General features: G+C 41.5%; 21 protein-coding genes. 6 read left to right on the top strand and 15 right to left on the bottom strand.

All coding sequences use genetic code 11. The features are described 5' to 3' along the window. Positions 1 to 250 precede the first annotated feature (250 nt). Positions 251 to 1,447, bottom strand: coding sequence for a peptide antibiotic transporter SbmA (gene sbmA, locus B1202_RS07735; protein ID WP_078189991.1), 1,197 nt, complete (start codon positions 1,445 to 1,447; stop codon positions 251 to 253). 459 nt (positions 1,448 to 1,906) lie between these two features. On the opposite strand from sbmA, the gene B1202_RS07740 reads away from it, so the two are divergent. Next, entirely contained in the window at positions 1,907 to 2,101 is a 195-nt protein-coding gene (locus B1202_RS07740; RefSeq protein WP_078189992.1) for a hypothetical protein, read from the top strand. A 285-nt stretch (positions 2,102 to 2,386) separates the two neighbouring features. Here B1202_RS07740 and B1202_RS07745 read toward each other — a convergent pair whose 3' ends face one another. The 7 genes from B1202_RS07745 to B1202_RS07775 all read right to left on the bottom strand — a co-directional run bounded on the left by B1202_RS07745 (position 2,387) and on the right by B1202_RS07775 (position 10,171). Further along, positions 2,387 to 3,439, bottom strand: a complete 1,053-nt coding sequence (locus B1202_RS07745; RefSeq protein ID WP_078189993.1) for an AbrB family transcriptional regulator — start codon at positions 3,437 to 3,439, stop codon at positions 2,387 to 2,389. 46 nt (positions 3,440 to 3,485) lie between these two features. Next, positions 3,486 to 4,985 (bottom strand): tripartite tricarboxylate transporter permease, encoded by a 1,500-nt coding sequence (locus tag B1202_RS07750; RefSeq protein ID WP_078189994.1) that lies wholly within the window; start codon positions 4,983 to 4,985, stop codon positions 3,486 to 3,488. Positions 4,986 to 4,998: 13 nt separating this feature from the next. Next, positions 4,999 to 5,445 (bottom strand): tripartite tricarboxylate transporter TctB family protein, encoded by a 447-nt coding sequence (locus B1202_RS07755; protein WP_143221590.1) that lies wholly within the window; start codon positions 5,443 to 5,445, stop codon positions 4,999 to 5,001. A gap of 54 nt (positions 5,446 to 5,499) precedes the next feature. Beyond that, positions 5,500 to 6,555: a Bug family tripartite tricarboxylate transporter substrate binding protein gene (locus B1202_RS07760; protein WP_078189996.1), complete on the bottom strand. Its 1,056-nt coding sequence runs from the start codon at positions 6,553 to 6,555 to the stop codon at positions 5,500 to 5,502. Between the two features lie 35 nt (positions 6,556 to 6,590). Next, entirely contained in the window at positions 6,591 to 7,742 is a 1,152-nt protein-coding gene (tcuB, locus tag B1202_RS07765) for a tricarballylate utilization 4Fe-4S protein TcuB (RefSeq protein ID WP_078189997.1), read from the bottom strand. A 3-nt stretch (positions 7,743 to 7,745) separates the two neighbouring features. Continuing rightward, complete coding sequence (gene tcuA, locus B1202_RS07770) at positions 7,746 to 9,140, bottom strand: FAD-dependent tricarballylate dehydrogenase TcuA (protein ID WP_078189998.1); 1,395 nt, start codon at positions 9,138 to 9,140, stop codon at positions 7,746 to 7,748. Positions 9,141 to 9,238: 98 nt separating this feature from the next. Next, positions 9,239 to 10,171, bottom strand: a complete 933-nt coding sequence (locus B1202_RS07775; RefSeq protein WP_078189999.1) for a LysR family transcriptional regulator — start codon at positions 10,169 to 10,171, stop codon at positions 9,239 to 9,241. Positions 10,172 to 10,604: 433 nt separating this feature from the next. Between B1202_RS07775 and B1202_RS07780 the strand changes: the two genes are divergently transcribed. Together B1202_RS07780 and B1202_RS07785 are read left to right on the top strand one after the other, a co-directional pair. Beyond that, positions 10,605 to 11,396 carry a phytanoyl-CoA dioxygenase family protein gene (locus tag B1202_RS07780; protein WP_078190000.1) on the top strand — a complete coding sequence of 264 codons (792 nt, stop codon included), beginning with the start codon at positions 10,605 to 10,607 and terminating at the stop codon, positions 11,394 to 11,396. Between the two features lie 138 nt (positions 11,397 to 11,534). Further along, positions 11,535 to 11,960, top strand: coding sequence for a GFA family protein (locus B1202_RS07785; RefSeq protein ID WP_078190001.1), 426 nt, complete (start codon positions 11,535 to 11,537; stop codon positions 11,958 to 11,960). Between the two features lie 62 nt (positions 11,961 to 12,022). On the opposite strand, the gene B1202_RS07790 is transcribed toward B1202_RS07785, so the two are convergent. Next, a complete protein-coding gene (locus tag B1202_RS07790; RefSeq protein WP_078190002.1) occupies positions 12,023 to 13,138 on the bottom strand; it encodes an S-(hydroxymethyl)glutathione dehydrogenase/class III alcohol dehydrogenase in 1,116 nt (371 codons plus the stop codon). 300 nt (positions 13,139 to 13,438) lie between these two features. Between B1202_RS07790 and B1202_RS07795 the strand changes: the two genes are divergently transcribed. Both B1202_RS07795 and B1202_RS07800 read left to right on the top strand, forming a co-directional pair. Continuing rightward, entirely contained in the window at positions 13,439 to 14,713 is a 1,275-nt protein-coding gene (locus B1202_RS07795) for a flavin-containing monooxygenase (RefSeq protein ID WP_078190003.1), read from the top strand. A gap of 102 nt (positions 14,714 to 14,815) precedes the next feature. Then, positions 14,816 to 15,808 carry a TauD/TfdA family dioxygenase gene (locus tag B1202_RS07800; protein WP_078190004.1) on the top strand — a complete coding sequence of 331 codons (993 nt, stop codon included), beginning with the start codon at positions 14,816 to 14,818 and terminating at the stop codon, positions 15,806 to 15,808. A gap of 363 nt (positions 15,809 to 16,171) precedes the next feature. Here B1202_RS07800 and B1202_RS07805 read toward each other — a convergent pair whose 3' ends face one another. Together B1202_RS07805 and B1202_RS07810 are read right to left on the bottom strand one after the other, a co-directional pair. Then, positions 16,172 to 17,344 (bottom strand): hypothetical protein, encoded by a 1,173-nt coding sequence (locus B1202_RS07805; protein ID WP_078190005.1) that lies wholly within the window; start codon positions 17,342 to 17,344, stop codon positions 16,172 to 16,174. A gap of 129 nt (positions 17,345 to 17,473) precedes the next feature. Continuing rightward, the gene (locus tag B1202_RS07810) at positions 17,474 to 18,325 is read right to left on the bottom strand and encodes an ABC transporter substrate-binding protein (RefSeq protein ID WP_078190006.1); all 852 of its coding nucleotides are present in this window, start codon (positions 18,323 to 18,325) and stop codon (positions 17,474 to 17,476) included. A gap of 168 nt (positions 18,326 to 18,493) precedes the next feature. Here B1202_RS07810 and B1202_RS07815 point away from each other — a divergent pair, with 168 nt between their 5' ends. Beyond that, positions 18,494 to 19,222 carry a class II aldolase and adducin N-terminal domain-containing protein gene (locus B1202_RS07815; RefSeq protein WP_249668825.1) on the top strand — a complete coding sequence of 243 codons (729 nt, stop codon included), beginning with the start codon at positions 18,494 to 18,496 and terminating at the stop codon, positions 19,220 to 19,222. Between the two features lie 64 nt (positions 19,223 to 19,286). Here B1202_RS07815 and B1202_RS07820 read toward each other — a convergent pair whose 3' ends face one another. The 4 genes from B1202_RS07820 to argE form a co-directional block, all read right to left on the bottom strand. After that, positions 19,287 to 20,156, bottom strand: coding sequence for a phytanoyl-CoA dioxygenase family protein (locus tag B1202_RS07820; RefSeq protein ID WP_078190007.1), 870 nt, complete (start codon positions 20,154 to 20,156; stop codon positions 19,287 to 19,289). Positions 20,157 to 20,175: 19 nt separating this feature from the next. Continuing rightward, a complete protein-coding gene (locus tag B1202_RS07825) occupies positions 20,176 to 21,021 on the bottom strand; it encodes a transporter substrate-binding domain-containing protein (RefSeq protein WP_078190135.1) in 846 nt (281 codons plus the stop codon). Positions 21,022 to 21,221: 200 nt separating this feature from the next. Continuing rightward, positions 21,222 to 22,730, bottom strand: a complete 1,509-nt coding sequence (locus B1202_RS16740; RefSeq protein ID WP_078190008.1) for an amino acid ABC transporter permease/ATP-binding protein — start codon at positions 22,728 to 22,730, stop codon at positions 21,222 to 21,224. A gap of 257 nt (positions 22,731 to 22,987) precedes the next feature. Further along, entirely contained in the window at positions 22,988 to 24,124 is a 1,137-nt protein-coding gene (argE, locus tag B1202_RS07835; RefSeq protein ID WP_078190009.1) for an acetylornithine deacetylase, read from the bottom strand. Positions 24,125 to 24,127 lie beyond the last annotated feature (3 nt).

Below are 24,127 nucleotides of genomic sequence, written 5' to 3' on the forward strand. Positions count from 1 at the left end.
GCAAATAAATTGTGATAAAATTCAACAAAACGTAATTTTTATTAATTATTCATCGCAATTGTTACAATAAACACACACATGATTACTCAAGTTACATAAAAATTGTTTTTATTTACATATTTTTTATAAAACTATGAATTAAAAATTAAAAACACTTTAATTTATTGATTTTATTTAATTATACTTTTTATAAAATAAAACCATAAAAAAAACCTGCATTTTAATGCAGGTCTATTTTAAATTTATAAATTCAATTATTAATTTTTTCTTCAAATTCTTTTAAACGCTTATAAATAGATATTAATTCGATAATGGTTGTCCACGAGGAAATCAGGTATTGGAAAGAATCACGCACACGCCCAAAGACATTTAAAATTTGCATTAATATACCGAGTGTAATTGTTCCCGCAGCAATACTTGGGAACAAAATAAAGAACCCATAAATATTATCAAGCTGCATATACCAAATACGAACGAGGTTGAAATAAGCATAGTGAAAATATAATCTAAAATAATTAAATCGGACTTTACCAAATAATTCTTTTAATGTGAGAGGGTCTGCTCGATCTGCATAATCTTCACCATAAACTAATTCTTTACGATATGCTGCTTCGACTTTTTGATTATTAAACTCCAAACCCGGTAGTTTATAACCCACCAACATTAAAATAACTGTCCCTAAAACCGCCCAAAGGACTGCCGCCCAAACCAATGCATAGGCGATTTCCCCCACGACAGGTAATTTCTTTACATGTGTTGATAAAGTTAACAGCACAGGTAGAAATGCAATTAAGGTCATCACCGATTCAACTAAACTGACCCCTAGTCCTTCTGTGGTTCTCGCAAAACGCATCGTGTCTTCTTGAATACGCTGTGAGGCACCTTCGATGTTTCTCAGTTTTTTCCAATGCGCTTTATAAAAGTCATTCATCGCGGTACGCCAACGAAAAACATAATGACTGACGAAAAACAGGTTCAATACCGCCAGTGTGACATACACCATGGCCACATAGAGAAAAGTCAGCGTCTCTGAATATAGCGTCGCCACTTCGCCCCCACCGCCAGAAAGCATCTTCTGGATCAGATCATAGAATGGGTTATACCAAGCATTGATTACGACATTACATTCCACACTAAACCAAACATTAAACAGGATAAATGCGGTTCCCCACACAGACCATCGTTGCCAAGGATTATCTGATTTAATCTTCCAAAAGGCTGCAAAAAGCGCCGTTGCTACAAAAAACCAAGCATAGAACCATAAAAATTTGGGGCTCCAAAATCGGCTAATACCAATAGGCAGCTCTGCTTGATGATAATTTGCAGCTAAACCAAACATCGTACCCCAACTATTGCCACCGCTATACCACAAGGCAATATTGATCACGAACCATATAAGGAATGATCCAAAAAACCATTTTGGATTTGGAAAAAAAGATTTAAACATTGGTCCTACATTTCCCTGAATCTTTGTTTTTAGTTTGAGTTGCTGATGATAAGTTTTATTTCATTAATTTTCTTGTTCAGATTGAATATTTAACGCTGTTTAATCTGAAATTTAACAATCAAATACAAGACGACACATCATTCTGTTAGCTTAAGCATGAAAACTGAAGTTCACCTTAAATTCTTTATTGATCATGCCCTTTTGATGATCTGGTCATTGTTTGTGGAACAAAAGACAAATCTTAGGACATACAGATCCAGTTAAAAAGTTTGTCATATTTTAAAATTATTTTTGATATCAATAGATTAAAAACCCATAATTTATTTAACCATTATTTAAACTTAAGTTATGGAATTCTCTAAAATATTTTCTGCGATGTAGCTCACGTCATTTACAAAACATGTTTCTTCACCAATAATATGATAAGTTCAATTAACAACCTATGCTTGGGGAAGTAAAATGGAAAGTGCAATTGTTGAATTACTCAAACCAATTACATTAAATAAAGAAAATTGCAGTCCTTTGGTTTTTGAAACTGGTACCGTTCTAAAAGTGATTATGCAAACGCCAGAAGGCCTTTTGGTAAGTAATGATGACAAATTTAACTTTATGATTTCATTAAAAGATAAGAATGAAGTTTGGCGCGAAATTTAATTTTTGCGTTAAATCTTTAAATCTTCGAATTTTGCATAATAATGAAATTTAAAATTTACTGATCTAAAACGGCATTAAAATAATAAGGGACTGACTAGAGCAGTCCTGAATCAAATCAATCTCACTTACTCATCTTCACTTTCAAGCCATCATTTAAGTTTTTTTTTCAAACTATCTTTCATTTATCGCATATTTTTCAAACGCTCCCCCGCTGTATTTCAAATCCAAGCTATAAAAAGCGTTCTATTTAATTCATCTAAATCAAAGATTGAATTGGGGGACCATTTAAGGCTTATCTGTTGTTTTAAAAAACATTTTTTTGCTCAATTGATAAAAATAATTGGTGGTCAATATCACAAAAATCAGCCGTGATAGTTGAAACGCAACCACGATAGGCACAGCTAATCCAAGGGCTTTTGCCATTAAAGACATTTCTGCAATGCCTCCGGGAGATAAGCCTAAAACTAAAATTTTTCCATTGGCGTGACTGATATACATCAAGAACAATGCAAAAAGGATGGATAATCCTAATGCCAATAAATTTAAAATGGTCGTGATGGCGATGAATTTTTTATGGCTTTTTAAGAAGCTAAAAGGAAACTTTGTACCTAATGACCAACCTATACATAATTGCCCAAACGCCGTAAACCATGTCGGAAATTTTAGTTCCAATACTCCGAAAAATGAAAGAAATCCCACCATAACTAATGGTCCGAGAACCCACGCATTTAATACTTTGAATTTTTGAAATATTTGCGCAATCAAGCAGGCCATAGCAAATAAAAGAAAAATTTGCACAATTCCAAAGTAATCAATGATGTGTGGGTCTAGACTCACCCAATGAATATCAAATAATGCTGCTAAAAAGATTGGTACAAGCACCACAAGTGCCACGATTCTCAAACTATGTGCAGCAACGACTTTATCCACTTGCGCCTGATGATGTTCTGCGATATTCACCATTTCACTGGCACTACCGATGGCGGAAGAAAACCACGCTGTTGCCCAATCTAAACCATTGATACGATACTGCAATCCTGCGATAAGTGTTCCCAAAATCAATGACCATAAGATGCCGAGTACGATAAAAATCCAATAGGCAGAAATAGCATGGACCAGCGCTGGGGTAAAATATAGTCCCAAAACCATACCAATAATGACTTGTCCCACTTTACGCCAATGCGGCGCACACGCGAGTGGTTGGCCAATACAACCGAAAAATAAAGCCGCGAGTAATGGTCCGAGCAACCACGGTAAAGGCAGATGAAGTAAATTTGCGATGAACGCACCGATCAGTGCGCATACCAATCCTTTGGCATTTAATTTTATGATTTCCATATGATCTAACAGCAATGGTCAGACTCGCTGACCATTGCTTCTCCATTTAAGCTTTTTGCTTCTTAATGAATAGATATTTACGGACGATTGGCAAGATCAACAACAGTGCTGACATGACCCAAAGTCCCATACTGATGTTACTGCTCCACAGAATACTGAGCTCACCTTGAGAAATGGAGAGTGCACGTCGTAGATTTGACTCCATCAATTCACCCAGTACAAAACCAAGAATCAGAGGTGCCAATGGAAAATCAAATTTTCGAAGGATATATCCAACAATACCGAGCCCCATACAAAGCACAAGATCGAAAACAGTGCTGTGAATTGCAAATACCCCAACAAAGCTGACGGTTGCAATAATTGGAATCAAAATATAACTTGGAATCGAAAGTAAACGCGCAAAGAAGCCAACTAAGGGTAAGTTCAATACCAATAAGATAATATTTCCCACCATTAAGGATGCAATCAATGCCCAAACCAAAACTGGCTGCTCCGTAAATAATTGCGGACCTGGGGTAATGTTATACATGGTCAAAGCCCCCATCATGACCGCAGTTGTTCCAGAACCCGGCACACCTAAAGTCAACATTGGGACAAAAGAACCACATGCTGCTGCATTATTAGCACTTTCTGGCGCGGCCAAACCACGTAGATCACCTTTACCAAATTTACTACTGTCACCCGCCATTTTCCGTTCAGTGGTATACGCCATGGCACTCGCCACACTGGCACCAGCACCCGGTAAAATCCCTGAGAAAAACCCAATCAAGGATCCACGAATCATGGTGGCTAAAGCACTCAGAAACTCTTTGACATTAAATAATGAGCGTTTTCCTTGTTCTAATACCACTTTGCCCATCGTGGTACGTTCAAGCAACAGTAAAATTTCACTGATACTAAATAAACCAATCACCACCGTTGTAAAGGCAATGCCGTCACTTAAACCTACACTATCAAATGTAAAACGATAAACACCAGTAATCGCATCCATTCCCACGGTCGAAATTGCCAGACCGATCAGCGCCATGATTAACGTTTTAAATGGTTGCGTGCTGACTAAACCGGTCAAGCAAACAATTGCAAAAACCATCAAGGCAAAGTATTCCGCTGGTCCAAAGGAAACCGCCCATCGTGCCAAAATCGGTGCAAATAAAACAATCCCGATAAAGGCAATTGTACTACCAATAAATGAGCTAATGGATGAAAGGGATAAAGCAATACCCGCCTTACCTTGCTGCGCCAAAGGATAACCATCTAAAGTGGTCATAATTGCACCTGCATCGCCCGGTACATTCAGCAAAATTGCGGAAATTCGTCCACCATATTCACAACCGAGATAGACAGCTGCCAATAAAATTAAGGCACTATCAACGGGTAATCCTAAGGCATAGGCGAAAGGTAATAGGATGGCAACACCATTGATTGGACCCAAACCCGGCAACAGTCCGACAATTGTTCCAATAAATGCACCAATAAAAGCAATGAGTAAGTTTTGCGGTTGTAAAGCAACTTCAAAACCTGTCATTAAAAAATTAAATATGTCCATGTCTTTGTCATCCCTAACCCAAGAAGCCTAGTGGCAATGGCACATCCAAAACACGGTCAAACAGATAGTAGGTACTCATACTCAGCACCAAACCCGTAATAACAACTGGCACTGTTTTACCGTTAAAAAGTTTCCCAACCACGATGGTCATCAGTAGCGTTGCCGCGATAAATCCCAACCATTCGAAGCAAAGCGCATAAAGTGACAATGCCAACGTGCATAAAACCAGTTTGCCGATTAAATGCTTGGTCCAACCTAGTTCAACAGGCTCGAACATCATGGCTGGGCGCACGGTCAAATAAATGGCACTCGCTGTAATTAAGCCCATCAGTAAAATTGGAAAGGCTTTCGGTCCTACAGGGTCGTAGGAAATCGGCGCTTCAAAATTGCATGCGTAAATTAATAAGATAAAGCCACAGACCGCAATGATGGCCGTAAGAATCCGTTCAGATTTCATCATCTATCCTCGAAAACAAAAAACTGAGTTAAAAATGCATTTAACTCAGCGTATTTGTTATTTTGATAATTTATATTCTTCTGATAATTGGCGCATTTCAGCCGTTTGCTTATAGACATAAGCACTGATTTCTTCACCCGTTAATTCAAATGGCAACAGGTCCTGATTTTCTCGAACGGCATCAAATTTTTGATTGGTCATCATTTTATCAAAGGCATTTTTCCACCAAGCATATGCCTCATCACTGACCTTTGGTCCCATGTAGAAACCACGAATCACAGGCCATTCCAAGTCATAACCTTGTTCCTTCGCAGTTAATAACTTAGAAAATTTACCCGCTAAACGTTTATCAGAAAACACCGCTAAAACACGGATATTGCCCGCTTCGAGATGCGAGCCAATTTCACTCACATTCCCCACACCCACTTGAATATGTTGACCTAACAAGGCTGTTAATACTTCGCCACCGCCTTCAAGAGCCACAAAACTCATATTGGCAGGATTTACCCCAGCCTTTTTAGCCAGAATCGCCGTTTGCATCCAATCTTGACCACCCACACTGCCAGCGCCACCAAAACTGATCCCTTTTGGATTTTCTTTTAGCGACTTCATCAAATCATCCAGTGTTTTAAATGGCGAATCCTTATGTACAGCCACTAAACCGTAGTCAACAGCTACACCTGAAAGCCACTTCACATCTTTCTCGGTAAAATTACCAAACTTACCTTGAGCCAAATTCAGTAAAGAACCGGTTGAAAATGCGATGACCGCATTGTTATTTGCTGGATCATTATTCACAATTTTATTGTAAGCAACTGCTCCAACGCCGCCTGGCATATAGGTCACACGCATCGGATCTTTTAATACTTCTGTTTCTTTAAAGCCGGATTGGATCAGCTTACAGGTCATATCAAAACCTCCACCCGGCTTTGCAGGGGCAATACATTCTGCACGTTTTGGATGACCTGGATCTTTTGAGGCATTGCCTGTGCCACAGCCAACGACAGCAATACTGGTGCAAGCGACGGCTAACCATTTTAATTTCTTCATTGTTAAAATATCCTTATAACGTTGTAGTCCATTTAAAAATTCAATTTTCTTACCTATAGCCATCATCGACCTCCATGGTCCGGTTGTGGTTTGGGTGCTTACTTGGTTTTTGAATTCGTTTTAAGTTTTGCGACACGTTCTTCGACGGCAAATTTCAGTAATGCGGCACTTCGGTAAAAGCCGTGCGCAAACTTACCAAAAGGGATCGTCAAGAAGAAAGTCATAACGGTTGCAAGATGAACAATCAGCAAGAGAGCCATTGCGGAACTATCGCGAAATGCCAATAACGCCAGACCTGTAATGCTGATCAGCAATAACAGGAAGATAAAACCACGGTCCATTGGTTTTTGATTTGCATCGCCATGCATCGGATGTCGTTTAATATTGAGATGAAGCAGCCCGATCGGTCCAATGATCAGACCAATACCGCCCAATGTACCTAAAATCACCGGTAAACTGGTGTAGGCATACGGTGCTTCTAAGCCTAAAAAGTAGTGATACATCGTCGCGACACTGGTTGCCATAAAGCAAAGTAAAAATCCATACATCGTAAAGTGATGGAAAACTCGGCGGATTTGCGTATAACGATCATCTTCCTCATTACAGCCTTTGCCATGTCCACCATCTAAATATTTTAAGGTCAGGACATTTTTTGACGCTTGTAAAATATCGGGTTGTGCAACACCCTCTGGAATAATTTTTGAGGTTTGTTTCCAAAATTTTGCAATTCCCAAGCCCAATAGAACAAAAGCCAAAATAAACACAGAGCCAAATAAAACGGCAAGAAAGTTATGCGGAAAAATTGCATAAAAATCGCCTTGATATTGACCAAAGATATTGGTGCCATTGAGCCAAACACCAAAAAGCATCAGTAATGCAAAAAATACCGACATCGCAGAAACTAGCGGAATTCCGGTCTTTTTATAAATCGCACCAAAAGATGCAGGAACTGCAAATTCTTGATAGGTTTCTAGGCGGACTTGTGCCATGGCTTGAGGAATATTCACGCCAAACTCATGCGGAGGCGCATACTGACAGGCATGTAAACATGCGCCACAGTTGTGGCATAAATTTGCCATGTAATGAATATCGGCTTGAGTAAACTCAAGTCTTTTGGTCATTGCAGGGAAAACCGCACAGAATGTTTCGCAATAACGACATGCATTACAAATCTGTAAAGCCTGTTTTACTTGTTGTTCATGATCCGTGAGCTGTACAACTGGAATTAAGTTTTTAACATTTGCATTCATTCTTTAAACTCCCAGTTTAAACGCAGCTTGAGCCGCATTTTTTCCTGCAATTCGACCAAATGTCGTTCCAATCGACATACCTACACCGGCTGTATAGCCTTGCCCAAGTACATTGCCAGCCATCATTTCGCCTGCAACAAATAGATTTGGACTCGCGACATTTTCAAAGCGTACAGCGGCATCATCTTCGACTTTTAAGCCTAGATAGGTGAAAGTAATGCCTGGACGTAAAGCGTAGGCATAATATGGCGGTTGGTTTAAAGGAACAGCCCAATGTGTTTTTGCGGGCGTTAAATTCTCAGTATGGCAATTATCCAGTACGGTGTGATTAAACTCACCCGCCACACAGGCTTGGTTATAGTTCTTCACGGTTTGAACTAAAGTCGCAGCATCTAGATTTAATTTTTCTGCCAACTCTTCGATCGTATCTGCCTTAGTACCTTCAAAAACAGGTGGCATAAATCGCCCGACTGATTTTGAATCAATAATTGAATACGCAATCTGACTTGGCTGTTTTGCAACTAAACGCCCCCAAATGGCATAACGTTTCGGCCAGAAATCTTCGCCTTCATCATAAAAACGTTGTGCATTTTCATTGACCACAATACCTAATGAAACACAGTCAATACGGGTGCAAATGCCGCCGTCGTACAACGGCGCGCGCGCATCAACTGCGACACAATGTGATTGAGATGGGTCGCCAATAATGTCTGCCCCCTGATCAATCATAAACTTTAATAAATTGCCTTGATTAAAACGTGTGCCTCGGATAATGAAATGATCTGCAGGCCATTCGCCATTTTCATTTTGTCCCCACGCTTCTTTTAACCATTCGCGATTGGATTCAAATCCACCTGCAGCTAATACACATGAAGCGCCTTCAAAACGTGTGCCATCTTCAGCGATAGCCGCAATAAATGTCCCATCTTCAATAATCAGTTCATTGATCTTTGTGTTGTAGCGAATTTCGACCCCTAAATCTTTTGCACTTCTAAAATAGGCATTCACCAAAGCTTTACCGCCACCCATAAAAAAAGCATTGGTCCGTGCTACATGTAAGGCACCAGATAATGGTGGTTGAAAATTTACCCCATGTTGACGCATCCAATTACGACAAGTTGCCGTGGTGCGAATCACTAAACGCGCTAAATGCTCATTGGTTTTACCTGCAGTCACTTTGAGTAAGTCCTGCCAATATTCTTCTTCTGGATAGGCATCAACTAACACATCTTGAGGTTCATCATGCATACAACGCAGGTTACGGGTATGTTGTGAATTTCCACCGCGCCATTCCTTGGGTGCTGCTTCTAGCAATAAAACTGAAGCGCCAGCCTCCCTTGCTGTCAATGCTGCACATAAAGCGGCATTCCCACCGCCAATTACAATTACATCATGCATTCGATGTCTTCCCTTTCGAATTTGGCTTAATTTAAGACCAAAAGTGAAGACCCCGTAATGGGCAAGGTTTAAATGGGTGTTTACTAAAATTAAATAGGCTAAAAGTCTAATAGTTCGGCACTAGGCCATAAACCATTGTTGATCAACTCTTTAACACAACTTTTAATGGCTACTTTGGTTGCCAGACTGGCAGGTGATAGCTCTTCTTCGGATAAACTAATCAAATAATTCACACGGTCTAATTCAGGCTCGACAACTTTCAATAAACAAATATCGGTTTTTAGATAGTCAAAATGGGCACTGACCGGCTGTATGGTTGCCAAATTTAAATTGCTCACGCAATTCATCAACAGATGCAAACCATCGATTTCATAATTTACATCTAAACCTTCGACTTTTTGATCTAAAAATTTTCTTAATCCATGTCGCTGGCTCGGCAAAACCAAAGGTAATCGATTGATTTTTTCTAAATCAATTCGCCCCTCTTGTATACATTGATCAAAGCCAAACGATTTAAGTAAGCAACTGTTTGCCATCAAAAACATCTGTTCTTTTAATAGTGGCTGTACAGCCCAATTGACGTCCACATCTTGTGTGAAAATGATCGCGATATCTAATTGTCTCGAATTTACTAAATTGGTGAGGTTGCCAGATAAACTCTCTACAAGGTGGATTTTTATATCTGGATAGCGCTGTGACATCAGCTGCATAAAGGGAATACCCAATACAGATGCAATGCTTGGAGAAAATCCTACACTCACATGACCTGTCAATCGTGAAGAATGCGCCGCCTCCACTGCATATTGGATATGTCTCAAAGATAACTGCGCTTGTTTAAAAAAAGCCAAACCGGATGGCGTAGGTGTCACACCAGTTGAGTTTCGTTGTAACAAACGTGTACAGAGTTCATCTTCAAGCTTTGCAATCTGTTGGCTCAGTGCAGAAGTCCCGACTTCTAGCTTTTGAGCTGCCTTGCCTAAGCTTCCAGATTCCACAATCGTGATAAAGTACTTCAGTTGTTTTAATTCCATTTACGTCCTCGAACCCTTCTTTCCTATATCAACTTTATTTCTTATATGCTGTTGCGGTCACAAGTATATGCGCTAAATCTGGATTTATATTAGTTTAATATTCACTTATTTTGGCTATCTTTAGTCGTCAAAATTGAGCCAAGCACAAAAAAAGTGAGTTCTTCACGCTGTAATCATAAAAACCGAATAACCCATAAATTCATAAAGATCTGCATTTCAAAATGCCACCACAAAGGCAATTAATGTACCTAAACAAGACATTAAAAATGAGGATTTTTAAACGCGTTGAAATAGTCCTAATTCAATAAAAACAAATCTCTCATTTGAAAAAGATGAATTTCGTCTGCTCAGGCAAAAGCTTATATTTTTTCCATCATCATTCCCCCAAGTTTTGATGATAGGCATATAGGTATTTACTTCTCAGGAGCCGTTCATGTTCAAAGAAGAGCAGCAAATATTTGCACGAGATGGCGTAGTGATTCTGCGCGGTCTTTTTAAAGAGTGGATTGATGTCTTGGAACAAGGCGTTGCCGTCAATGAACAACACCCAGGTCAATGGTTTCGTGACTATACGCTGGGGCAAACAGAGGGCCGCTTTTGGGCGGACTACTGCAACTGGCAGAGAATTGAGGCTTTTGACCAATTTATTCGTGAAAGCCCTGCGGCCGATATAGTCAAAAACATTATGAATGCGCAAGCGGTACGTATGTTTCATGAGCATGTTTTGGTAAAAGGTACTGGCTCAGCAAAAGTGACACCTTGGCATCATGACGCGCCTTATTACCCTGTAAATGCAAAGCAAACCTTAAGCTTATGGATTCCGCTTGATCCGATTTCACGCGAGTCTAGTATTGAGTTTGTGGCGGGTTCACACCTCTGGGGCAAACACTTTAAAGCTCAGGGCTTTAATGGCGAATATTATGAACATGAAGGCGCTAAAGAAGAGATGCTGCCAGATATTGACGCTCACCGTGAGGACTACAGCATTCTCGGCTGGGAACTTGAACCCGGTGATGCGATTGCCTTTGACTTTCGGACTATACACGGCGCACCGGGCAATAGCTCGAAACAGCATGCACGCCGTGCGGTCTCTTTCCGCTGGTTAGGCGATGATGCCGTTTATGTCGATCGAGGCGGAAAAACCTCTCCACAATATCCGCATTTGATCGGCAAATTACAAACAGGCGATGCCCTGCCTGAGGATGAATTTCCGTTCATTGCCTGAACATTAATTTTTAAAGGTCCCTCCTGATACCAATGCTGACCCATTTTCAGCATTGGTTTTTTTATGCACTTATGAACTTGCGAAAAATGTGTAAAAAACTTAAAAATAAATCTCATATATAACAAGATCAGCAAAAACATGAGCTATAACGGCAGCTGCTTATGCGGCGATGTCCAATTTCAGGTACTGCAAGACATCCAGACCATTTATCATTGCCATTGCAGTTTATGCCGTAAACAAAGCGGTACGGGTGCAAATGCCGCATCACTTATCCACTGCAGCGCTTTTCAATGGCTCCAAGGCCAAGAACAGATTCAAAGCTTTTATAAAGCTTCAGGTTTTACTTCCTGCTTTTGTTCTCATTGCGGCTCTCCACTTCCAAATACTTTACGCAATACCGATTGGATCTGGATTCCACTCGGCCTATTAGATCAAAGCCCTGCCATATCAACCAGCTTAAACTTTTGCCTCAGTTCTAAAACTGCATGGCAAATACCCTCTGAAGCAGATCAAAGCTTTGATCACTTGCCGAAAATGAGTGAACTCAATGCATTTTTTAAATGACAGTTGAATCCACAATCAAACAAGCCCTGAATCATTCAGGGCTTTTAGGTAAGACTGAAACTTTATTCACTAAAATGAATTACGGTACGAATCGATTTTCCTTCGTGCATCAAATCAAAAGCTTCGTTAATTTGTTCCAAGCCCATGGTGTGCGTCACAAATGGTTCGAGCCGAATCTCTCCTTTCATCGCATCTTCTACCATGCCCGGCAGCTGACTGCGGCCTTTTACCCCGCCAAAGGCTGTACCTTTCCACGTGCGTCCCGTCACCAGCTGGAATGGGCGTGTTGAAATTTCCTGCCCTGCACCTGCGACACCAATAATCACGGACTGTCCCCAACCACGATGTGCAGACTCAAGCGCCGAACGCATGACATGGGTATTACCGATACATTCAAAGGAATGATCAACTCCCCAGCCTGTCATTTCCACAATCACTTGCTGAATCGGCTGTTCATAATCTTTAGGGTTTAAAAAGTCTGTTGCGCCAAACTCTTCTGCAAGCTTGAACTTTTCAGGGTTGGTATCCACCACAATAATACGGCCTGCTTTGGCTTGGCGCGCACCTTGCACCACTGCCAGACCGATACCGCCTAAACCGAATACCGCAACCGTGTCGCCTTCTTGCACTTTCGCTGTGTTATGCACTGCGCCAATCCCTGTTGTTACCCCGCAGCCCAGCAGACAAACGTGTTCAGGATTCGCTTCAGGATTGATTTTTGCCAGTGAAACTTCGGCCACAACCGTATATTCAGAAAAGGTTGAACAGCCCATGTAATGATAAATAGGTTCGCCATTATATGAAAAACGCGTTGTACCGTCCGGCATTACGCCTTTGCCCTGCGTTGCACGTACCGACACGCACAAGTTGGTTTTACCTGATTTACAGAACAAGCACTCGCCACATTCTGCTGTATACAATGGAATGACGTGATCACCGGGTTTTACACTTGTCACGCCCTCACCGACTTCAACCACAATGCCCGCACCCTCATGCCCCAGCACCGCAGGGAAAATACCTTCAGGATCTGAACCTGATAGCGTAAAAGCATCCGTATGGCAAACACCAGTATGGGTAATTTTAACCAAGACTTCTCCTGCCTGCGGCGGAGCAACATCCAGTTCTACAATTTTCAGTGGCTGGCCTGGACCAAATGCGACAGCTGCGCGTGATTTCATTTTGTACCCTTCTTTACTGAATGATTTACTGCCCAACCAATGTTTTAAAACTGCTTTTTTTGAACAATAAATCAAAATTACAAACTTAAATTTCTTGTGACTTTTATATGAAAATCATGCTGTGCAAGCAATTCGGTTTTTTTGATGCACTTGTTTTGCTTATATGATTTTCGCTTTTCTTTTCCACTATCTATAGTCAATTCATCGAAACAGATGTCTAGGTATGAAACAAAAAAAGTTTCAGCACTGGGCTAAATACAGCGTACTTACAGCAGCTTGCATGTAGGAAGGATGAATAATATGAAATTAAATAATTTAACTGTGGATACGGTTGTAGTCGGTGCAGGCCAAGCAGGAGTTGCGATGAGTGAGCATTTAAATGCGCTAGGCATTTCTCACGTCGTTTTGGAAAAAAACCGTATTGCTGAAGCTTGGCGTACACGCCGCTGGGATTCGTTAGTTGCAAATGGCCCTTGCTGGCATGACCGCTTTCCAAATATGGAATTTGACGCAGACCCTGACAGCTTTATTCATCATGACCAAGTCGCAGACTATTTCCAAAACTATGCAGAAAAGTTTGACTTGCCGATTCATACTGGTGTTGAAGTATTCAAAGTTTATAAAACCGATCAGCGCCTTGGCTTTACGGTAGAAACCTCCGAAGGCACGATTTATACGCAGCGCTTAGTATCAGCAACAGGCGCATTTCAAAAAGCAGTGATTCCTCCCGTTGCTCCGCAAAAACCTGAGTTTTACCAAATCCATTCGGATCAATACAAAAACCCGCAGCAACTGCCTGAGGGTGCTGTTTTAGTGATTGGTTCTGGTTCTTCTGGTGTGCAGATTGCGGACGAAATCAACCGTTCAGGTAAAAAAGTCTATCTATCTATCGGTCAGCATGAACGTCCGCCACGCACCTACCGTAACCGTGACAATGTATGGTGGCTAGGCGTACTTGGCGGCTGGGACTTTATGCGTACAGATAAAGGGCCGCTTAAAGGTTTAGCAGTGAGCGGCGCACATGGCGGTATTAATATTGATTTCCGTGCTTTAGCAAAACAAGGCATCACCCTACTGGGTATGACCGACTCGTTTGACGGCCAAAAGATTCAATTCAAGGCAGATTTAAAGCAAAACCTTGAATCTGGTGATGCAGCGCTGCATGCCTTTTATGACCAAGCGGATGAATATGTCCGTGCCAATGGTCTAAACCTGCCTGCTGAACCGCAAGCGCGTCAGCTGCTGCCCAACCCTGAATGCGTAACGCAGCCGATTTTAGAGCTGGATATGCAAGCTGCCAACATTACGAGCGTCATTTGGGCTTCAGGCTTCAGCTATGACTTTGACTGGCTGCAAGTCAATGCCTTTGATGAGCAAAAAAAACCGAAACATAAACAAGGCATTTCAGATGAGCGCGGTATCTACTTCCTTGGTTTGCCCTATTTGACTGGGCGTGGTTCAAGCTTTATTTGGGGCGTTTGGCATGATGCTAAATACATCGCTGAACATATTGATATTCAACGTAAATACCAAGAATACCAAACCGAAAAAAATCTACTCAAAAACACCGCCTAATTTCTACCTTTATGCACACATGAATCTCTCTCCATTTATGTGTGCGTTTTTCATTCAATCTCTGTTCAGCTTTGCTCTGACCATTTCAAAATTGAGGATATGATGACCACCATTTTAAAATCAAAAATTACAGATAAGTGTGCATGGATCGGGGCAGAGATTGCCGAAAAAACCGATTGGATCTACCACTTATCACCTCAGGTTTTAAGCATTTTTGACCACAGCCTGCAAGTATTGGCGGTAAAAAACTTAACTGCGCCAAATTTTGTAAAATCGGACGTGATTATTGAAGATGAAGTCTTTTTAAAAGAAATTGCCTATATTTCTAATGAATTGGAAAATGGCTACGGTTTCATTGTGATTCGCGGTTTAGAACCAGAGAAATACAATGAACTTGAAATGAGCAATATTTACTATTTGATGGGTTTATACATGGGAAACAGCGTGACACAAAATGCACGCGGCGACCTGATTGGCTATGTTGAAAACATAGGCGATAAAAACCAAAAAATGACTCGTGTTTATGAGACCAACAGCTATTTGCCCTACCATGCAGACTTAAGTGACGTCGTTGGCCTGCTCTCAATTCGTAAAGCTAAAACTGGCGGCCTCAGCAGCATTGTCAGCTCATCTACAGTTTATAACCGTATTTTAGAACAATATCCCGAATACTTAGGCTATTACTATCACCCAGCTTGGTATGACCATTTGGGAGAAACCGAACCTTCACTGAGTCCGATTTTCAGTTATTTTGACGGTAAATTGGCCTGCCGCTACTTACGCTATTATATTGAATTAGGCCATGACCGCAGAAGCGTTCCACTGTCCCAAGTACAAGTGGATGCCCTGAATATTTTTGATGAAATTAGCCATGATCCAAGTTTAAGGCTGGATATGATGTTAGAACCGGGCGATATTCAGTTCTGTAATAACTACTGTGTCATGCATTCGCGCACTTCATTTGAAGATTATGATGAAGCTGATAAGCGCCGCAAACTTTTACGCCTTTGGCTGCAAATGCCAAATGCGCGCAAGCTTGCGAAAGACTTCCCAGGTCGTAACGGCATACCGAAAGGCTTAGGCGAAGCAGCTTAATTCATAAAACTGAAAAGAGGCGTTGGTCGCCTCTTTTTTTTCACATATTTTTAGTGATAACAGCTTCACCTATACTCTCCCCAATCTCCTTTTAATTTGCACAACAAAATCTAATGCAAATTTTCAGATACAGCCTTATCCCGTACTTCGTGATATGAAGCTTTTCAAATACCTCCTGCCTCATTTCTGCTTGTTCGTAATTCATCATCGAACTCAATATTCAGCGATTGAAACAAAATTCACCAAACTTGATACGTAAATTCCACATGTATCCTGAACAGCACTGCAAAAACTAAATTTCAGGCAGATAAAAACACCGTATAAATTGCTTTATACGGTGTGAGTTTAACGAATGAATATAACTTAGAACTTATAGTAGAACTGCAGATTCAACAGTTCATGCGTTTCATCATCTCCGCCTTGCGCATACGAACTGCTCGGGCCGCCAATCAGGAAGTCATTTTTGCCCATAATATATTCAGCTACGAAGCTCATATTTTTATAGTAAGTTGCAACTCCCACCAAATGACGCGATGAATCATCATAGCCATCTTCAGACTTCACATAGCTGCTGTACATCGCATATGGCATAACAGCATCCAGCTTGCCTACATTCTTAAACTTGTAGCTGACATCTGCTGTATAGAACATCCCCTCATTTGCCACCATAAAATTATCATCAAATGACCCCATTAAAGATGCTTTCGGCGTCAGCGGATCTTTGTTATCCACTTCATTTTTACCCAGCGTTAAGCCAAAACCCAGATTGTTATAGCTGACATCGCCAAATACCGCCCATGCTTGACGGTCACCCGTTTGGCCATTGGTTTTGTTTTCAATATCCGACTGCCAATATGATGCGCCAATGTTCCCTTTCATCGGTTCCGGCAGGCTTCGGATTTCCTGCTTTACACGGCCAATAAACATATTCTGTTCATCTAAATGGGTCAGGCTAGAATCTTCGGGTTTAACGAAGTTAGTGGTGTAACGGCTGGCATCTTCAGAATAAGGGCCGCTGTAGCTGCCACCATCTCCAGTAAAGTAAGCCAATTCCACTTGCGTACCTGTATCAAACTTGCCTTGGTATTTCAGCCCGACATTATGTACGTCTTCTAAGCCAATCTGTGTAATGACACCGCCATAATAGTTGCTTTCCCAAAAGCGCCCCGGCCCAAACGGCACAGGCTGCAAACCTGCTTGAAGCAAATGACTGTCGTTAATGTTATAACCCACATAAGCATCGACCAATGTGGAAAAATCGCACAGCTTATTGTACTGATAGCAGCGATACTCTAAATGGCCAAAAATTTTCGGTGAGGTATAGTCCAAGTTGATACGCGCTGCATCGAAGGTCAACTTATGATCATTTCCCGTCCAGCTTTTGTCTTGGTATTTCGCTCTTAAAAACCCTGAGAGTTTTAATTCCCCTAAGTCAGTTTTTGGATCCCCAATGGATAAATCTGCAGCCATAGCAGGTGTAGCCGCGCACCCCAACAGCAACAATGAAACACAATAATTTAAAGCTTTCTTTTGCATTATTTAAATCTCTATACCTGTTGTTAAGTCAAGTGTGTACTGCGGGCTTTTTTGCAAAAGCCCCTGCAGCGCTTCGCTTTAAACGAAGTTAGGAAAATAGGAGAATGAAATTAGAGGATCGATCTATGCCTATTTCGGCATGTATTTCGCAATTTCTTCAGCGCTAGGCGCTTGCAAGTTGTACATAACCAGCAGCTTGTCAAATTCACCAGACTGTTTCATGGCATCCAAACCTTGAGTGACTTTTTCTAGCATGGCGGTATCTCCCTTACGGATCGCAATACCGCCTAAAACTGGGAAAAATTGCTCTGTCGAACTGATTTGAACACGGCCTTTCAGCTTTTCTACAGTGCTCATCGCTACACTGGTATCGTCATAATGCGCATCTACTGCTTTAGACAGCAGCGCCTGCACAGACTCAGGCGAGGTATCAAATTCACGTATGGTGATAGCCGCTTTACCCTTCGCTACACAGCTTTCTGCAGACATTTGGCGTAGCTGCTCTGGGAACATTGAGCCTTTTTGCGCAGAAATCGTTTTACCGCATAAATCATCACGGGTTTTCGGCTGATATTCAGAATCTGCCAATGCGAGCAAAGCCTCTGTCGTCATGTAATACGGAACCATATCCACTTTTTCTAAACGCTCTTTGGTGATGTATAAACCTGACATCACTAAATCAAATTTTTTCGCTTCCAAACCCGTAATCAAGTTAGAAAAACGGCTGTCGATAAAATTTGCTTGAGCATTTGAATGTGCAAAGATTTGATTGGCTACATCAATGTCAAAACCAGCAGGTTTGTCATTTTCCATATATTCAAATGGCGGGAATGTCATATCACTGCCTATTTGATAGGTCTGGCCTGCAGCTGCCGCATCGGAAGCCGATGCCGCTGATGATGCTGTATCCGCACTTTTACTGCAGGCAGTTAAACCCCAAATCAAACATGCCGCTGCTACTAATGGTTTCACTTTTAACATTACACTCACTGCAACACTCCTTGAGTACTTTATGTACGTTTTAGAACTGTTATACGTGAGATTTTTCGAGATTGTAATTTTGAAATTCCTACGCAATACTCCAAAAAAAGCGATGCAAGCTTTTGATTAAACAGTAATAGACTTTTCTCATATTCTAAGCAGAGCAATATGATGAAAACAGAACAGCAAATTCGTATAGACCTCGCAGCAGCACTGCGTTTGAGTGCAAAATTAGGCATGCATGAGGCAGTCGCCAACCACTTCAGCGCCGCTGTTTCAGAGGACGGAAAATCTTTTTTACTTAATCCGAAATGGGTACATTTTTCTAAGGTAAAGGCCAGTGATTTAATCTTGGTCCATGCCGATGATGCAGGCAGTTTTGAGAAGGGTAAAATAGACTCAACAGCATGGGCCATTCATGGCCAAATTCATAAGCTGCGCCCTGATATTAAGGTCATCATGCATTTACACCCGATTTATGCAACTGCGCTTTCCTGCCTAAAAAATCCGACCTTGCTGCCGATTGAGCAAAACAGCGCACGCTACTTTAACCGTGTTTCTTATGATTCACATTATTCAGGCATGGCAGATCAAACTGCAGAAGGTCAGCGTCTTGCTCAGCTGCTGCAAACCAATACCCGACTGCTGATGGGCAACCACGGAGTACTGATCGGCTCACATGATATTGGTCTGGCTTTTGATGATATGTATACCTTTGAGCGCTCAAGTCAAATCCTGATTCATGCCTATTCCACTAGTCAAACCTTAAATATTTTGGATGATGCTGTGGCAGAAAAAACAGCGCAGGATTGGGAAAAAATTGAAGATTTCAGCATCGCACATTTCGAAGAAATGAAAGAAATTTTGGCAGCTGAAGATCCAAGCTTTATGGATTAACAAAACTAAAGCAAAAAAAAAGAGCTTCAATTGAAGCTCTTTTTTTACTTTGGTTTTAAATTTGTTAAGCCATTTCTAAACCAGCTTGCTGTACAAAGAAAGAGGCCCCTTTAGGTTTTTGCGGCATTTTCAACTGATTCGCTGTCATACGTACTTGCCCGCTTTCTTGTCCATAAACCAATTGCCCTTGGTGCACGCTTGGCAGCGGGTTATCTGACAAAGCCACCGCATCTTCTGCTGCATATACCGTAATGAATAAATAGCGCGGCAACTCAGTATTGTTTGCACCAGATGCATGCAGCAAACGGGTATGCATGAAACAGACTGAGCCTGCAGGGCCTGTGCAAGACACAAATTTTTGGCACTGCTCCGTCTCGACTTCATCTTCCACTTTGCCGGTAAAGCGGCCATCTTGCCAGTGGTTATACAACTCGCCCTTATGGCTGCCTGGAATCACCTGCAGCGGGCCATTATCTTCTGTCACCTCACCCACCATCAATAACGCTGTGATCATGTCATCATTGGTATGCGGCGTGAATGGAAAGTCTTGATGCCATTTCACAGTGGTCGCTGTATGCGGCAGTTTGGCATTTACTTTACTGTGATGAAAACGAGTGCCGCTGCCTCCAATGAGCTCTCCAGCCATTTGCGCCATATTAGAATGAATGGCTGTTTCAAAATATGCATCTGAAATTTCGGTCGGTGAACTGACACGGCGCAGTGCAGGATGTTCTGAGCTGTGATCCGCAGGATCGACATCAAAGCGCGAGCGTCCATCAATGGTTTCTCCATAAGCTTCAGCAAAGCCTCGGCTTTCGTCAATCCATGCTTCCAACTGCTGACGTAAACCCTGTAATTCAGCAGCATTTACGACATTTTCGACAACTAAAAAACCGTCACGGTGAAATTGTTCAATTTGGTTTTGATTTAACATTTGCTCATCCTATTCACTTTTATTTATTCATTACTGCTGCAATGTCTTCTTCAGTCGGTGCTTTTAAGCCATATGCAGTCAAAATTTCTTCATATTCGCCTGAGGCTTTAATCCGGTTCAAACCTTCCTCAACGAGCTTATACGTTTCGGTATCGCCTTTACGGATGCCAATACCACCTACTGTCGGGAAGAATTGTTCTGTCGATGTAATCTTCACTTTGCCAGCTAAGTTGGTTTCAGCCGCTTTCATGACTGCGGCATCGTCATATTGGATTTCTACAGCATGCGCTAATAGCGCCTGCGTGGTTTGCGGCGATGTTTCAAACTCACGGATCATCAGCGCTTTCTTACCATTTGCTACACAGTTTTTCGCTGAAATTTCATGTGCCTGAGTTGAGAATGCAGTACCTTTCATTACCCCCACTACAGCGCCACACAAATCATTTGGCCCTTTAGGTGCAAGCTTGGAATCATGACGCACCAGCAAGGAAATATCTGTTTTGTAGTAAGGGATCATATCAATCTGTTCAAGACGCTCAGGCGTGATGTACATAGATGAAAATAAAATATCGTACTTTTCGCCTTTCAAACCAGGGATCAGATTCGCCCAGCGTGTATCCACCCAGTCTGCCTTATAGCTACCGTCAACTTCAGCAATCTTTTCCATAATTTCAACGCTGACACCGCTTGGCACGCCATCTTTCAAATACTCGTATGGAGGGAAAGTCAGGTCTGAACCTACAGTTACCAAACGTTTTTCTGCTGCCGGCGCTGCCGAATCTGCAGTTGGTTCTGACTGTTTCGAGCAGCCAGCCAATAGTAAACCGCCAACAATAGCCCCAATGAACATTGATTTATTTTTCATACCCCATCCACCCAACTCTTTATGTTTATCTGTCATTTGAATATAGAACAAACATATACAGAATCCGATTTGGATTTTTTTATGCAAAGCTTTATAAAAATAGAATTTAAAATTTAGCGATTAAAATATAAAAAAAGCAGCCAATAATGACTGCTTTCTTTAATTTAAATAGAAATACTATTTAGAGGTTTTATAAAAAGTTAATCCTTGGCAATAAATTTTTGGAACCGCTCATTATCAGACTGCATTAATGCTTCTGGTGTATCATTTAATACCACATGACCATTTTCCATAAACATTACACGGTCAGATACTTTAAAAGCAAAGCGCATTTCATGGGTCACAATAATCATGGTTAAGCCTTCTTGCGCCAATTCTTCAATCACTTTCAGCACTTCATTGACCAATTCAGGATCTAATGCTGAAGTCGGTTCATCAAACAGAATAATCGATGGCTGCATGGCTAGCGCACGGGCAATCGCCACACGCTGCTGCTGACCGCCTGAAAGCTGGTGCGGAAACTTATTGGCATGCATTTTCATACCGACTTTTTCCAGCATCGCTAAAGCCGTAATTTTGTTATCCAGCACCGTACCGCGCTTGTGATACAGCGGTGCAAGCATGACATTTTCCAAAATCGTTTTATGCGGAAACAGGTTGAAGCTTTGGAACACCATTCCGACATTTACAATTTGCTGTTTATATGCAGGCGATTCCTCAGTTAATTCCTGATCTTTTAAGAAAGGCTGACCCAATAAATTGACTGTACCTTTATTCAAGCTTTCTAAGCCATTTAAAGTACGAATAAATGTCGTCTTACCTGAACCCGATGGCCCAATAACGGAAATAACCTCCCCCCATTTAACTTTTAAATCAATCCCTTTCAGGACTTCATGCTCGCCATAGGCTTTATGAATATCAATCGCTTCCAGTGCATATTCGCCATTGCGTTCAGTATTGATCTCTTTACGCGCACGCACCGACGCTTGCGGCAGCTGCAGCAGCGGATCATTATCTGCCAGCATCTCTGGTTTACGGTTCGTAATATCAATACGGCGTTCAAACCAGCCGAGCAGCCAGCCAAAGACGGTCACGATCAGCACATAGTAGAAAGCCACAGCCAGCATAGTTTCCATCACCAAAAAGTTTTGGGTATATAAGCGCTGACCGACCAATAAAATTTCAGTAAGTGAAATGACCGAAACCAAAGACGTCAGTTTTACAATGGAAACATATTCATTTCCCAATGCTGGAAGCGCAACACGAAAGGCTTGTGGAATCACCACTAAACGCTGAATGCCTGAGTATTTCATGCCCAGTGCTTTGCCTGCTTCAATTTGCCCCTTATGCACCGCAGTTAGACCGCCACGGTGAATCTCTGCAATATAAGCCGCTTCACTTAAAGTCATAGCAATCAGGCCTGCAATAAATGGCGACGCCAAAAGTACACTGGAAGCTGGGAAAATTTGCGGCAGGTTATAAACAAATACCAGCAGAACCAACAGCGGTAAACTTCTAAAGAACCAAATATAAAGATCACTCGACCATGCCAAAGGCTTGAATCTAGATTGTTTACCCAACGCCAGTACAAAGCCCAATACAATGCCGACCACCCAAACCAATACGCTGAGTTCAATGACGGTCCAAGTTGCGGCCCAAAAGTTTTTATGTGAAAACAAACTGAATGTATAAGACCAATTAAAATCCATTCAATACCCCACTCGCATGATTCTGTTCTATTTCCTTTGTTATAGCGAACTTTGAATGAATAAGTAATTTTGAAAAATTGAGGTCTTAATACAGAAATAATTAAGCAATAAAAAAGGCCAGATAACTGACCTTTTTAAAATGTGCACCTGTACAGCATTTATAATAAACACTGTAGTTACCTTTATATAATGATCTAAAAACAAATATAAATACAAATTTTATTTTAAATAACTTAGGCATTATAAATCAAAGCTGATTATACCCTTAAACTCATATAAAGCTTTTCTAAGAAAATATCACACTGCTGCAGCTGATCTATATCTACATATTCATTCGGTTTATGCGCTACCGCGATATCCCCCGGACCACAAACCACCACAGGGCAATACAGCGCCCCTTGGAACAATCCGCCCTCAGTACCAAATGAAATATTGCCTATAGCAGTTTCATCTGGCAGCAGACTTTGAATAAACTGAACCGCCTCAATGGTTTTGGAGGTTTTCAGCCCTGGATATTGGTTAACTTCTTCAACCTCAATGTGACTGCGGAAGTCATCCTGTATTTGACTTAATATCTGCTCTTGAATAAGACTGCTGCTGTCCTCTGCCAAATGGCGGATTTCATAATCCAACACACAGCTGTTTGGCACAATATTCAGCGCAGTCCCGCCATTAATCTTACCCACATGCACTGTGCTGTAAGGAATGTCATAGCCCGCGTCCTGATGCCCTTGTTGACGGAGGTTCTGCTGAATGGTTTGCAAAGAGGTCACCAGTTGGCTAGCCACATGGATCGCATTGACATAATTAGGCGCTAAAGCCGAATGCCCCTCTTCACCGCAGCAGCGGGCGCGGAATACCGTTTTGCCTTTATGCGCCAATGCCAACTGCATCATGGTCGGCTCACCAATCACACATAAGATGGGGGAAATAATCGTGGAAGCCAGTTGATCTAAAATTCCGCGTACACCAATACAGCCTATTTCCTCATCATAAGAAATACACAAATGCAGCGGACGACGGAGCTCTAATTTTGATGCTTTCAACATAGCAATAATGGCACATGCTAAAAAGCCCTTCATATCCGCTGTACCGCGGCCAATAATTTTGCCGTCTTTATGTGTCGCTTCAAAGGCTGGCGAATCCCACTGCTGCCCTTCTACCGGTACAACATCTGAGTGGCCAGACAAAAGAATGCCTGCCTGATCACGCGGTCCAACACTGGCCAATAAATTAGCCTTGCTCTGTTCTGCATTAAAATTCAGTTCTGTAACAATACCGTTTTGCTCAAATAATTTTTGAACATAAAAAATAAACGCTAAATTGCTTTTATAAGATGTCGTATCAAAAGAAATCAATTTGTCTAACAGCTGTATGCTGTTTATTTCAGTCACTGT

The sequence above is a fragment of the Acinetobacter amyesii genome, from assembly GCF_002018365.1.
GTDB classification, from domain to species: domain Bacteria; phylum Pseudomonadota; class Gammaproteobacteria; order Pseudomonadales; family Moraxellaceae; genus Acinetobacter; species Acinetobacter amyesii.